Below are 12,737 nucleotides of genomic sequence, written 5' to 3'. Positions count from 1 at the left end.
ATTGGAATCGCGCTAGGCTTTGTAAATTGCAATATTCAGTCACCAGCGTTCGGAAAAACAAAATGAAGCGACGCTTATGAAAAACAGCATCCAGCACATTCAAGCCTTCCTTGCGGTTGCCCGCACAGGCAGCTTCACCAAGGCGGCCAACGAACTGCATCTGTCGCCGTCGGCCCTCACCGTGCAGGTGCAGCAACTGGAAGACTGGCTCGGCGTCGCCCTGCTCGACCGCAGCCCGCGGCATGTGAGCATTACCGCTGCGGGCCAGGATGCGCGGGGGCCCATGGAAAAACTGCTGCTGGACCTGGACAACATCGTCACCGGCTCCCGCGACCTGGCCGCCTTGCGCCGTGGCGTGGTGACCATCGCCGCCCTGCCCTCAGTTTGCGCCGGCGCTCTGCCCCCGGCCTTGCGCCTGTTCCGCGAACGCTTCGCCGGCATCGAAGTGCGCCTGCATGACCTGGTGGCCCAACGCATTCACGCAAAGGTTCGCAACGGCGAAGTGGATTTCGGCATCGGCGTGCGCGCCCGCCTGAGCCACGGCCTGGACTTCGTGCCGGTGCTCAATGATCGGCTGTGCGCGTTTGTGCCGTCGGGTCATGCGCTCGCCCATCACCGCCAATTGACCCTGGAGCAACTGGCAGACCAGCCGATCATCCTGACCGGGCGCGACAGCAGTGTGCGCGAGCAAGTGGATACGTTGTTCGATGAGACACGGCTGACGTTGAACGCCGGCATGGAAGCCAACTACATGTCGACCGTATTGGCCCTGGTGCGCCAGGGGTTGGGCATCAGTGTGCTGCCGGAATCGGCGGCGGATAGCCTGGAGGGTTTGCAGCGGATCAGCATCGATCATCCCGGGGTGAATCGGGAGATCGGCTTGATCAGTCGCAGCGGCATGGGTTTGAGCCCGGCGGCGCAGCGCTGCTTTGAACTGCTAAATAGAGAATTATCTGACTCACCATTGAGCTAAATGTGGGAGCGGGCTTGCTCGCGAATGCGCAGTGTCAGTCACTGAATACTGAGACTGACCCACCGCATTCGCGAGCAAGCCCGCTCCCACAGTTTGACGGCGTTAACTCAGTCGAGCATCGCCACGTACTTGGGATGGCTGGCCACCCGCTGCAACCATGCCTGTACACCCGGATAAGCATCCAGATCAAAGCCGCCCTCTTGGGCCACATGGGTATAGGCATACAACGCCACATCGGCGATGGAGAATTGGTCGCCTACCAGATACGGGGTCAACTGCAGTTGGCGCTCCATCACCTTAAGGGCCTTGTAGCCGCCTTTGTGCAGTTTCTTGTATTCCTCCAGGCGATCTTCCGGCAGCCCCAGGTAGAACTGAATAAACCGCGCCACCGCAATGTAAGGCTCATGGCTGTACTGCTCGAAAAACTGCCACTGCAATACCTGGGTACGCAGGCGCGGTTCGGTGGGCAGGAATTCGCTGCCATCGGCGAGGAAGTTGAGGATCGCGTTGGACTCCCACAGGCAGGTGCCGTCTTCAAGCTCCAATACCGGGACCTTGCCATTGGGGTTCTTGGCCAGGAACTCAGGGGTCTGGGTATCGCCCTTGAGGATATCGATATCGATCCATTCATACGGGATGCCCAACAGAGTGAGCATCAATTTGACCTTGTAGCAATTGCCCGACTTGTAATCGCCATAAACCTTGTACATGGGGCTCCCCTTTTCGCCGCGCTGACCGAATGCTTGCGCCCACAAGGTGCGGGTATCGAGAGCTTGTTTCAAGGCGTGCCGCAGAATAAATCCCCTGGCGTGGGCCTTTCATCCCTTTTCGCCCAGATAATCGAAAACATTATTTGCTTTATTTGTATACAAAAGCATAATTCGCTTCGTGCGAGTTCCTGACCTTTTGGTCAACAAACCCGCCAGTACCTCAAAGCGCCGTTGCCCACTCATGTAACCGGCGCTGGAAATAACAATAAAACGATTGAGGAGTACTCGCTGTGGATAGCCGCAAAACCGAAGCCCCTACGTTGGACCTGGCCGCGCCCCGAGGCGGTTGGCTGGAACGCCTGTTCAAACTGCGCTTGCATGGCACCACAGTGAAGACCGAGCTGATCGCCGGCCTCACCACCTTTATCACCATGGCCTACATCATCTTCGTCAACCCCAATATCATGGCCGATGCCGGTATCGATCACGGCGCGGCCTTCGTCGCCACCTGCATAGCGGCGGCGCTGGGTTGCCTGCTGATGGGCCTGTACGCCAACTGGCCCGTGGGCCTGGCGCCGGGCATGGGCTTGAACGCGTTTTTCACCTACACCGTGGTCGGCACCATGGGCTACACCTGGGAGACCGCCCTCGGCGCGGTGTTTATTTCCGGCGTGCTGTTCATGATCCTGACGCTGTCGCGCATCCGCGAGTGGCTGCTCAACAGCATTCCGGTCAGCCTGCGCCATGCCATGGGCGCCGGCGTGGGCTTGTTCCTGGGGGTGATCGGCCTGAAAACCGCCGGCATCATCGTCGACAGCCCCGCCACGCTGATCAAGCTCGGTTCCCTGCACGAGCCGGCACCGCTGCTGGCGGCCGTGTGTTTCCTGCTGATCGCCATCCTCAGTTATCACCGCGTCTTCGGCGCCATCCTGATCAGCATCATCGCCGTAACCCTGGCCGGCTGGGGCCTGGGCCTGGTGCACTACAACGGCATTCTCGCCACCCCACCGAGCCTGGCACCGACCTGGATGGCAATGGACGTGATGGGTGTGTTCAATGTGAGCATGATCAGCGTGGTATTTGCCTTTCTTTTTGTACACATGTTCGACACTGCCGGTACACTGATGGGCGTTGCGCAACGCGCAGGCCTGGTGAATGCCGATGGCAAGATCGACAACCTGTCGCGCGCATTGAAGGCTGACAGTGCGTCCAGCGTGTTCGGCGCCATGGTCGGTGTGCCGCCGGTGACCAGTTATGTGGAAAGTGCCGCGGGTGTGGCTGCCGGCGGCCGTACGGGTTTGACTGCAGTGACCGTGGGTGTGCTGTTCGTGGCGGCGATGTTTTTCGCGCCGCTGGCCGGCATGATCCCTGCCTACGCAACGGCAGGCGCGCTGATTTATGTAGCGATGCTGATGATGGCGAGCATGGCCCATATCAATTGGGATGAGGCCACCGACAGCATTCCGGCGATCGTCACCGCGATCATGATGCCGCTGACGTTTTCGGTCGCCGACGGCATCGCCCTGGGCTTTATCACGTATGTGGCGTTGAAGGCGGGCACCGGCAAGTACCGCGAGATTTCCATCAGCCTGTGGGTGCTGTGCGCGATCTTTATCGCCAAGTTCATCTTCCTGTAGTTCGGGAACGGCTGAAAAACCGCCTCACCTTCGGGTGGGGCTTTTGCATGAAGGGAGGACTGTAAATGACCTTGGAAACCTGGCTGCTGTTCAGTGGTGCTGCGCTGGTGGTAATCCTGATACCTGGCCCGCTGTCGCTGTTGATGATCAGCAACAGCCTCAACTACGGCCTGCGCCGCTCGTACCCGGCGTTTCTCGGCGGCGTGTTCGCCTCGATCTGCCTGTTGAGCGCCTCGGCGCTGGGCCTGGGCGCGCTGTTGCTGGCCTCCGAGCAATTGTTCAGCGCGCTGAAAATCGTCGGCGCGCTGTACCTGTTCTACCTCGCCTGGCAGAGCTGGCAACAGTCGCGCCAGCCCAGCCAAGGAGCGCAAGTACCGCAGACGCCAGCCGTGCCGCGCTTTCGCGCCTTGTTTGGCCGTGCCTTTGTACTGGGCGCCAGCAACCCCAAGGACATTCTGTTTTTCGCCGCCTTCCTGCCGCAATTTCTCAATGCCCAGCAGGCCTTTTTACCGCAGTTGCTGATCATGATCGCCACCTGGACGGTGCTCGACCTGCTGTGCAAGCTGGCTTACGGCCTCGGCGCCCATGGCGCGGCGCGGTACTTGCGTTCTGGCGCTGGCCAGAGCTGGTTCAACCGGGTCAGCGCCGCGCTGTTCGGCGGCGCCGGCGCGGTGTCGCTTATCGGGGCGAGGGGCTCACTTTGACGAAATAGACGGTGGGAGAAAGCGTCCTCTTGGTCGGCCATTGAATGCCTGCCACGATCCGAACCAGGCGCCCTTCGTCCAGCGCGAGCTTGACGCCCTGCAATGGAAGCGCATTGGAGTGTTTGCTGAGTGCGTCGCTAAACCAAAGATCCGAGAGTCGGGTATTTAGCTGAATACTGCCCTCCTCCACCCAGCTGGGTGACACGTAGTACAGCTGGTTCGAGTTGGGGTGAGTCGCGATCAGATCATCCATTGCCCTGCCGTGCTTCACTTTTACTTCACGGACATTGAAACCCTGCTGCTCCAATACGCTCTTGATCGCCGCGCGTTGGGCAGTGCTTCGCTCAACCGCGACAGACCGGCCACCGAATAAAAGCGATGGGTCTAATCCCGCCACGTTAAAGTCAACGCGGGTGAAACCAGGCGCCTGGTCTTCGTAACCGATGTGTACCCTGGTGTACGGCTTATCAGTGGGCCGCAACATTCGCAATAAATCATCTGTCTGGCCAATGTTCCCCTGGGTCGGGGTTAACCACGTATCGAGCGTCGAACGCACATTAAGTAAGTGAGTGGCCGTTACCTGGCGCGTAGAGCCTGACAACTCAATCAGCCTTTCGGCGGTGAACCTTTGGCTATTGACGGTCATGGTAGGGAATGCCGTACCGATATACTGCTGCAGCGGCCTGTCAAACAAGCGCGCATGGAACCGCCATTGGTTCGTCAGGGTGTTATATGACGCCGGAAGGGGTTGTTCCGCGAGTTCAGTGGCTGTCCAACGCCCAATATCAACCCGTGCGGCTGAAACCGGCGTCCAGTCCCTGGTGATAAACACGATACCCGTCAACGGCGCCTGATCACCTTGGGGCAGCAACCTGTAATAAACGTTCGAAGGGTCCCTTATGTTGGTATAAACAGGAGCCACCCTGAGAACGTGGTGCGGCCCCCTGCGGGCATCCTTCCCGATGTAAAACACCCCAGGAGCGGCAGAAGCAAAATCGGCATCCAACCCAGGTGAAATACGCCAACTGAACCAATGGTCCCCCATTGCAGACGACTGAAGAATGGCGCTTTCAGTCACCCCGCGTGCAGTGGATGGCCGCCAGGTCGGCACGGCCGCAGGCCACGGCTGACGGGCCGCCGAACTGCTTCCCGCCACCGGTTGAGGCGTATCGGCCCCCAGTAACCACTCTGGGGGCTGATGGATATTCAATACCAGTTCATTTTGCGATTCTTTAAAGCGCACGACTGATTCGGCCTTGCGCTGATACACCGTGTAGAGCTCGCCCCCCTCGGCAAGCAACTGCTGGCCATTCTTCACGTACTGAGTCTTGCTTGCTGGCCCCTTCAACTCAACGGCGCCTTCCAATACGTCGGTTGATTTGAAGCGCGCAAGCAGATGAGTCGGCTTGGTCGACGGCGCCTTCAGGCCTGTGAGAGCGAGTGTGTTGCCTTTATAGCGAGGCAGAGCGCCCCGTGCGACGCGAGCACCCTTGGGGCCTGGGGCAAAGGTAGACAGCACATCAATAAATGCAAAGAGCGTCAAAGCCACCACATCTACCGCGTCATGACCAGAACCGCTCAAATGATAGCGCCGCGCCGCCAGCAGCATCTCATACAAGCTGATGCCCACCCCTAGCACTGGAATAAATGCCAGTAACCCACGAATCGTGGCCTCGAACTGTTCTCTCAGGCGTCGCTCACGGTACTCCCCCAGTGCCTGGGAGGAATTGGACCGAGCCTGCGTACGTCGTTGCAGCTCGAACACCCGCGCATGGGCCAGCAGCGCCGTGGGATTGGAATGGGAGGTGGTCACAACCTCCAACCAACTTTCTGGTTGCAGCGCAATCTGCTCCTCGATTTGCGCTTCGACAGCTTCAAGCCCGGCAGCCGGGTCTTTATGCTTGAGCAGGAAAAACTCAACGAGAACAGCGATCAGGTCGACCCCGCCGGTGAGACGATGCTGGGCCGAGTCAGGCAGCCTGGGCTCTACCTGGAGGCTTTCGCCGGGATAATCTTGCACCGCCTGATGCTCCCAGCCGGGAGCCACCAGGCGCGCCAACTCTTTCAGGTTGGCAGGTAATGCGCCCAACCGATTCAGGGCTTGCTCGGCCTCGGCCAAACTGGGGTACCCGACCAGCACCCGACTTGCCACTGCCGTGGGCCAGTACACCACGCATTTCCCCGTGGGCTTGTCATGAATCACCAGTACCCCGGCGATGTGGCGATCATATTCCAGGGTAACGCCCACCAGGCGCAGGACAGCCAGTTGCACGTCAAACTCGTCGTTTTTCAAATCGCCCGCCTTGCGCGCGGCCATGGCGAAGGTAAACAGGCGCTGGCCCCAATCCTTCAAGCCTTGTCGTACCGCCGAGTACAACTGCATCTCGGCGCGCTGTTTAAAGCCTCGATCAATCAGCGCCTGAGACAACCCGAAGGACGAGCCAGTGCTCGGATAAAAAGCCCTACGTATATGCTTGTCGTATTCGCCCCCCACATTCAGGGATGCGATCGTTTTGATCAGGTAGCTCACACTCAAGCGTTCTTTCCAGGTCGGGTCCAGCCAGCGCGCACGGTTCAAGCGCCAGCGGGTCCAGGGCGCCTCAGGGTCGAGGTTGTGCAACGCCAATTGCAGCATGCTGAAGGTGGTACGTTCCTTACTGACCACCGTTTTAATCTGACGATCACCCACCGCCCCCTGGCTCGTCCAGCCCTCGTAGTGAGTGCTGACATCATCGGGCATGTCGAGCAGGGGGGTATCGATATCCAATTGCGGGTAGAAACCGTCCTCGGTCAATTTGGCAATCAGGGCTTTGCGAGCAAAGGGCTCCAAGTCAGGCAAGTCCTGCCAGAGCTTGGTTTCCAGTGCAAAAATGCTGACCAGATAGCGGCGTAACAAACGCTTATAGTGTTTGCGCTCAGCGGGCGATGCGATGCCGAGCCAAGAAGGGAGTTTTTTGGCCTGAGTGGCTGCCGTCTGCAACAAGTCGATGTTGGCCAAGGCCAGTGTTCGAGCATCATTGTCAGGTACTTGCAGACACTCGAACAGCTCCCGAGCCAGCAACATCCGGCTAAGCTGCGGATCACTCACTTCGCTGAACAGTCTCTTACCCTTGTCAATACGCTTGTTCAGCGCGATATGGTGTACCGTCAGTTTCATGAACAGGTCTTTGAACATGTAACGCTCGATCGCGGTGTAGCTCACCACCAGTGCAGCCGTCTGCGGCAGCAAACCGATCGACGTGCGCACCGCCTCGCGCCGGTGACGCTCGATGCAGCGCCATAACACCGAGCCATCGCGGCTTTTCAGGCTGGCTTGCAGGCCCGCGACAAAGGCGTTCAAGCTATCGAACGTCACCAGCCCGCCGTGCTGGCCCATCACATATAACACTACGGGATACAGGGCCCCCGGCTGAGTCCGAGCCGCTTGGGTGGTTACCACTACTGCGCCCAGCAATGGGTACAATTTGGTTGCCTTGCCACCCACGGATACTTGCAGTACACAGCTGTCCGTGGACTTGGCCCCGGGTACCCATGCTTCATTCAACACAGCATCCAGACACTCCAGATGGGCGCGACTCATCAGGCCCAAGCGGTGTTGCATCTGTGCCTCCCCAAGCAAGGCGTCACGCTGTGCTTGCATTACCAACGAACCACGTGTGCGTGAGCCTTCGGGTTTCTCCAGCCAGTAATCACTCTGAAACACGCGTTCAAGCGGGCTTTGCGCCCACTTGCGCGCCACCGCAACCTGGTCCTGCCATTGGCGTTCAAGGCGCAAAAATTCCTGGTAGTCCGCGCTGGGGCTGCCCACATCCGCGGCGTCCAGCAAGCCCATCAGTTTTTTTTCGTAACGCTTGAGCTGTGCTTGCTGGGTTTTGAACGCGAGGTCCGGCGTCAGGCGCCCAAGTACAATTTCGTCACTGCGGCGCTTGTAATCCCACTCCAACAAGGCATCCAGGGTGCGGCCCAACCGAGTGAACGCCACCACACGCTGGCGCCCTTTTTGGATAAACCTGAGAAAGCGTTGGATACCGGCGATAGCTGGCTGTCCCGCGTCCTGAATGCCCATCACCCCATGATTGATCGATAACGCACACGCCAGCTCATTATCCCATTGCCCGTCCAGCAATTCGCGCGCACTGTTTTGCAACGCGTCCCCATGTTGCCGGACGAATGTCATGGGCGTTGCGCCTATGGTGTTACACGCCTCATGCCTACGACGCAGCGGCAGGCATTGCCATAAAGCACTGCTCAAGGGGCCGTTGACCAATAGCGGCAAATCACACTGCATCTGGTTAAAAGAGTCGAACTCATAGAATTCGCGGAACAGACCGGGCAGATAAATAACCTGGGGCGTCCCCCCGACGACGCCATCACGATAAATATGCAGAGCCCCTGGGATGGCCACCATGGCCCGATTAGTCCCAGGCCACATGATGTGGCTCACCTGAATCGCAGCCCATTCGCCGCCGGCCTTCTGACGCAAGCCGGCGTCAGGTATTTGCAGCAGTTTGCTTAGCATGTCATAGCCACTGTCCGTCAGTTGAGACGTGCGATGGGCCAAAAACGCATTTTCGGCGAACAACGATGTGCGCAATTGCACCCAGCGCTCTCGACGTGTCAGCCAGGAACCGTGGGCCAACTGCTGCCAATACTCGGCTACCGCGCGCTCGAACCGAGCGAGCAGCGCCAAGTCCTTGACCCGAACCAATGCTTCCCTGGCGGTAAACGTTAGACGCTTGGTCGGATCATCCTTGAGGCTCAATGAGGTGAACTGGTTGATATTGAGCGGTACATTGGGCTGGATCAGCAACGCCAGGGCCCGCTCGGTCAAGCTGTTGACCTTGCGCGCGGGAGCCGGCGGCAGAGGTTCGGTGAACAGTAAGGTGTCAGGGTCGAGGCCGAAGGCTTCGCGCAATGCGCCACGAATGACCCCCAGTATCCTCGGTGCGCGTCCAATCAGGCCGCTGAGGGCTTTGGCCGATTCGCGTCCCCTGACCTGAGCCTGGTGGATCTGGTTGATTTCATGGCTGGGGTGCGCGACCGCATTGAGCCGACGGGTCAGCAACACGCGAATGGCCTCGTCACGCTCCAGGGAAGAGGTGTGTGGGTCAGCGAAATCAAGCTTGTCGGCCCAGGCCGTGGTGTCGGTGCTCATAGCGACTATTCCGTTCAGAAAAGCCGAGACTAGGCACCGCTGCCGCCCAGGGTGCGTTACATACTTGAGCGGCCAATTCACAAGCCACGGGCAAAAAAAAGCCCGCAGTGTGCGCGGGCGAAACCAACGAAGAGCATTTGGGGGTATGAAGCGAGGTGACGACTCAGCTACCGCGATAAGTGGAGTAGCTGTAAGGCGAAATCAGCAAAGGCACATGGTAATGGTCCTGTTCGGCACTGATGCCAAAGCGCAGTACCACCACGTCCAGAAAAGCCGGCTCGGGCAATTGCACGCCACGGGCACGGTAGTAATCACCGGCGCTGAACTGCAGTTGGTACACGCCGCTGCGGTAGTCGTCGCCTTGCAGCAGCGGCGCGTCGCAACGGCCATCGCTGTTGGTGGTGGCGGTGGCAACCAGTTCCAGCTGCGCGCCTTCGACGCGGTACAGCTCAACCTTGATGGCGCTGCCGGGGCAGCCGTGCGCGGCGTCCAAAACGTGTGTGGTCAAACGTCCCATGGCTTTTATGCGCCTCCCGAAGTCAGTCATAGAAAAACCCGCACTCTTTCAGGGCAGTGAAAAAGCCGGCGATGGCTGATTAAGACATTTTCAAAGAAAATTGTACACAATAAATTTCACAGCGCTTCAACCCCCCGTAGGAGCGAGCTTGCTCGCGAAAAACGCCAACGATAACGCGGGCTCTCAGGATGAAAAGTGGCGCCCTCAGGTTATTCGCGAGCAAGCTCGCTCCTACAGTGGGCTTTTTGATCTTAACCTGACCACTTAGGCAAGTTTCTTGCAGAGACCCGTAGAGAGCCCGTTCAGAAAAAATGCAGAAATGCAGGCTTACAAAGTTCGCGATAAGTTGTATACAATCACTTATCGCTGTGACGCCACTCAGTCATTCCACTGCCCGGCCGCCACACATTTGCTACCACGAACAAGAAGGAAGACTGCAGTGAGCGCTGACTACCCACGCGACCTGATCGGTTACGGCAGTAACCCTCCTCACCCCCACTGGCCGGGCAAGGCACGCATTGCGTTGTCGTTCGTACTCAACTACGAAGAAGGCGGCGAGCGCAACATTCTGCACGGTGACAAAGAGTCAGAAGCCTTCCTCTCGGAAATGGTCTCGGCCCAGCCGCTGCAAGGCGAGCGCAACATGAGCATGGAGTCGCTGTACGAGTACGGCAGCCGTGCCGGCGTGTGGCGCATCCTCAAGCTGTTCAAAGAATTCGACATCCCGCTGACCATCTTCGCCGTGGCCATGGCCGCCCAGCGTCATCCGGATGTGATCCGCGCCATGGTCGAGGCCGGCCATGAGATCTGCAGCCACGGCTACCGCTGGATCGACTACCAGTACATGGACGAGGCCCAGGAGCGCGAGCACATGCTCGAAGCCATTCGCATCCTCACCGAACTCACCGGCGAACGCCCGCTGGGCTGGTACACCGGCCGCACCGGCCCCAACACCCGCCGTTTGGTGATGGAGGAAGGTGGCTTCCTGTACGACTGCGACACCTACGACGACGACCTGCCCTACTGGGAACCCAAAACCCCCAACGGCAAGCCGCATTTGGTGATCCCCTACACCCTGGACACCAACGACATGCGCTTCACCCAGGTGCAGGGTTTCAACAAGGGCGACGACTTTTTCGAATACCTCAAGGACGCCTTCGACGTGCTGTATGCCGAAGGTGCCGAAGCGCCGAAGATGCTGTCCATCGGCTTGCATTGCCGCCTGATCGGCCGCCCGGCACGCCTGGCCTCGCTCAAGCGCTTCATTGAATACGTCAAAGGCCATGACCAGGTGTGGTTCACCCGCCGCGTGGACATCGCCCGTCACTGGCACCAAACCCACCCTTTCCCGGGAGCGGCGAAATGACTGCGTTCCAAACCCTGAAACCTTCGACCTTGAGCCGCGACGCCTTCGTCCAGGCCTTCGCCGATATCTACGAACACTCGCCATGGGTGGCCGAAGAGGCCTTCGACCTGGGCCAGGACGCATCGATCGACCAGATCGAAACCCTGCACCAGCGCATGAGCGATATCCTGTTGAGCGCTGATCACGCCTCGCAACTGGCGCTGATCAATGCTCACCCGGACCTGGCAGGCCGTGCGGCCGTCCAGGGCCAACTGACCCAAGCCAGCACCGATGAACAAGCGGGCGCGGGTATTCACCAATGCACGGCCGAAGAGTTTTCTCGCTTCACCGAGCTGAATGAGGCCTACAAAGCCAAGTTCAAGTTTCCCTTCATCATGGCGGTAAAAGGCAGCAACCGGCACCAGATCCTCGCCGCGTTCGAAACGCGCATCCACAACTCGGCAGACGCTGAGTTCAAGTGCGCGCTGGACGAGATCAACAAGATCGCGTTGTTCCGTTTACTGACCCTCTAGCAGTCCATCCCCAGCCACTCTATCTAAGGCAGACAAGAAGAATGAAAGCTTACGCCGTACCTTTCGAAAAGTTCGTCAACCTGGCCGACGCCCGCCTGGGCACCAAGATCATCTCGGTGACCGATGACTGGTTCGCTGACGCCAACCGCCTGTTCCAGCCGACCCCGGCCGTGTGGAAGGAGGGCGTTTTCGATGACAACGGCAAGTGGATGGACGGCTGGGAATCACGCCGCAAGCGCTTCGAAGGCTACGACAGCGCGGTGATTCGCCTGGGCGTACCGGGCTCGATCAAAGGCGTGGACATCGACACTTCATTCTTCACCGGCAACTTCCCGCCGTCGGCCTCCCTGGAAGCCTGCTTCCTGGCCTCGGGCGAGCCGGATGCCAACACCCAGTGGGTGGAAGTGCTGTCGGCCGTCGAGCTGCAAGGCAACAGCCATCACTACCACGAGATCAACAATGACCAGGCGTTCAGCCACCTGCGCTTCAACATCTACCCGGATGGCGGCGTAGCGCGTCTGCGGGTGTACGGTGTGCCGTTCCGCGACTGGTCTTCGGTGGGCGACAACGAACAGGTCGACCTGGCCGCCGCGCTCAATGGGGGCCGTGCCCTGGCCTGCTCCGACGAACACTTCGGCCGCATGAGCAACATCCTCAACCCGGGCCGTGGCATCAACATGGGCGACGGCTGGGAAACCGCGCGTCGTCGTACGCCTGGCAATGACTGGGTGATCGTAGCTCTGGGCCACCCGGGCGAGATCGAGAAAATCGTGGTCGACACCCTGCACTTCAAGGGCAACTACCCGGACACCTGCTCGATCCAGGGCGCCTTTGTGAAAGGCGGCACCGACAGCCAGATCGAAACCCAATCGCTGTTCTGGCGCGAACTGCTGCCGGCACAGAAGCTGGAAATGCACGCCGAACACACCTTCGCCGAGCAGATCAAGGCGCTGGGGCCGATTACCCACATCCGCTTGAACGTGTTCCCGGATGGTGGTGTGAGTCGCCTGCGTGTCCTGGGCAAAGTGTCGAAATAACACCCGATCGTCCCCACGCTCTGCGTGGGGATGCACCCCGTGACGCTCCGCGTCACACAGCGGACGCAGAGCGTCCAGGGCAGCGTTCCCACGCAGAGCGTGGGAACGATCTATAGACAAGACAAG

9 protein-coding genes are annotated in these 12,737 nt (G+C 59.3%); 6 read left to right on the top strand and 3 right to left on the bottom strand.

Going from position 1 to position 12,737, the window contains the following annotated elements; genetic code table 11:
* Positions 1-76 precede the first annotated feature (76 nt).
* Entirely contained in the window at positions 77-973 is an 897-nt protein-coding gene (locus PSH76_RS07455; RefSeq protein ID WP_032896009.1) for a LysR family transcriptional regulator, read from the top strand.
* Positions 974-1,080: 107 nt separating this feature from the next.
* Here the strand turns inward: PSH76_RS07455 and PSH76_RS07450 are convergent, their stop codons facing one another.
* Complete coding sequence (locus PSH76_RS07450) at positions 1,081-1,683, bottom strand: glutathione S-transferase family protein (protein ID WP_098950761.1); 603 nt, start codon at positions 1,681-1,683, stop codon at positions 1,081-1,083.
* Positions 1,684-1,973: 290 nt separating this feature from the next.
* Between PSH76_RS07450 and PSH76_RS07445 the strand changes: the two genes are divergently transcribed.
* Together PSH76_RS07445 and PSH76_RS07440 are read left to right on the top strand one after the other, a co-directional pair.
* Positions 1,974-3,320: an NCS2 family permease gene (locus PSH76_RS07445; protein WP_003192809.1), complete on the top strand. Its 1,347-nt coding sequence runs from the start codon at positions 1,974-1,976 to the stop codon at positions 3,318-3,320.
* Positions 3,321-3,385: 65 nt separating this feature from the next.
* On the top strand, positions 3,386-4,024 hold the full coding sequence (locus PSH76_RS07440; RefSeq protein WP_032896007.1) for a LysE family translocator: 639 nt from the start codon (positions 3,386-3,388) through the stop codon (positions 4,022-4,024).
* On the opposite strand, the gene PSH76_RS07435 is transcribed toward PSH76_RS07440, so the two are convergent.
* Positions 3,999-9,179 carry a dermonecrotic toxin domain-containing protein gene (locus tag PSH76_RS07435; protein ID WP_305493819.1) on the bottom strand — a complete coding sequence of 1,727 codons (5,181 nt, stop codon included), beginning with the start codon at positions 9,177-9,179 and terminating at the stop codon, positions 3,999-4,001. The two genes, PSH76_RS07440 and PSH76_RS07435, sit on opposite strands and share 26 nt — an antisense overlap.
* 163 nt (positions 9,180-9,342) lie before the next feature.
* A complete protein-coding gene (gene uraH / locus PSH76_RS07430; RefSeq protein WP_032896006.1) occupies positions 9,343-9,696 on the bottom strand; it encodes a hydroxyisourate hydrolase in 354 nt (117 codons plus the stop codon).
* Positions 9,697-10,135: 439 nt separating this feature from the next.
* Between uraH and puuE the strand changes: the two genes are divergently transcribed.
* From puuE to alc, 3 genes are read left to right on the top strand one after another with little or no spacing between them, the layout of a single operon-like run.
* Complete coding sequence (gene puuE / locus PSH76_RS07425; RefSeq protein ID WP_305493818.1) at positions 10,136-11,062, top strand: allantoinase PuuE; 927 nt, start codon at positions 10,136-10,138, stop codon at positions 11,060-11,062.
* The gene (gene uraD, locus PSH76_RS07420) at positions 11,059-11,574 is read left to right on the top strand and encodes a 2-oxo-4-hydroxy-4-carboxy-5-ureidoimidazoline decarboxylase (protein WP_305493817.1); all 516 of its coding nucleotides are present in this window, start codon (positions 11,059-11,061) and stop codon (positions 11,572-11,574) included. The genes puuE and uraD overlap by 4 nt, the downstream gene beginning before the upstream one ends.
* Before the next feature lie 41 nt (positions 11,575-11,615).
* Positions 11,616-12,611 (top strand): allantoicase, encoded by a 996-nt coding sequence (gene alc / locus PSH76_RS07415; protein WP_014719294.1) that lies wholly within the window; start codon positions 11,616-11,618, stop codon positions 12,609-12,611.
* The last annotated feature ends 126 nt before the right edge of the window (positions 12,612-12,737 follow it).

The sequence above is a fragment of the Pseudomonas sp. FP215 genome, from assembly GCF_030687795.1.
Classification (GTDB): Bacteria; Pseudomonadota; Gammaproteobacteria; order Pseudomonadales; family Pseudomonadaceae; genus Aquipseudomonas; species Aquipseudomonas salmasensis.
The sequence above is the reverse complement of the archived record's forward strand: the minus strand, read 5'-3'. Positions and strand labels throughout refer to the sequence as shown.

Coding starts and splice junctions, on each gene's coding strand:
- PSH76_RS07455 (WP_032896009.1), top strand. CDS start 77: ATGAAAAACAGCATCCAGCACATTCAAGCCTTCCTTGCGGTTGCCCGC.
- PSH76_RS07450 (WP_098950761.1), bottom strand. CDS start 1,683: ATGTACAAGGTTTATGGCGATTACAAGTCGGGCAATTGCTACAAGGTC.
- PSH76_RS07440 (WP_032896007.1), top strand. CDS start 3,386: ATGACCTTGGAAACCTGGCTGCTGTTCAGTGGTGCTGCGCTGGTGGTA.
- PSH76_RS07435 (WP_305493819.1), bottom strand. CDS start 9,179: ATGAGCACCGACACCACGGCCTGGGCCGACAAGCTTGATTTCGCTGAC.
- uraH (WP_032896006.1), bottom strand. CDS start 9,696: ATGGGACGTTTGACCACACACGTTTTGGACGCCGCGCACGGCTGCCCC.
- uraD (WP_305493817.1), top strand. CDS start 11,059: ATGACTGCGTTCCAAACCCTGAAACCTTCGACCTTGAGCCGCGACGCC.
- alc (WP_014719294.1), top strand. CDS start 11,616: ATGAAAGCTTACGCCGTACCTTTCGAAAAGTTCGTCAACCTGGCCGAC.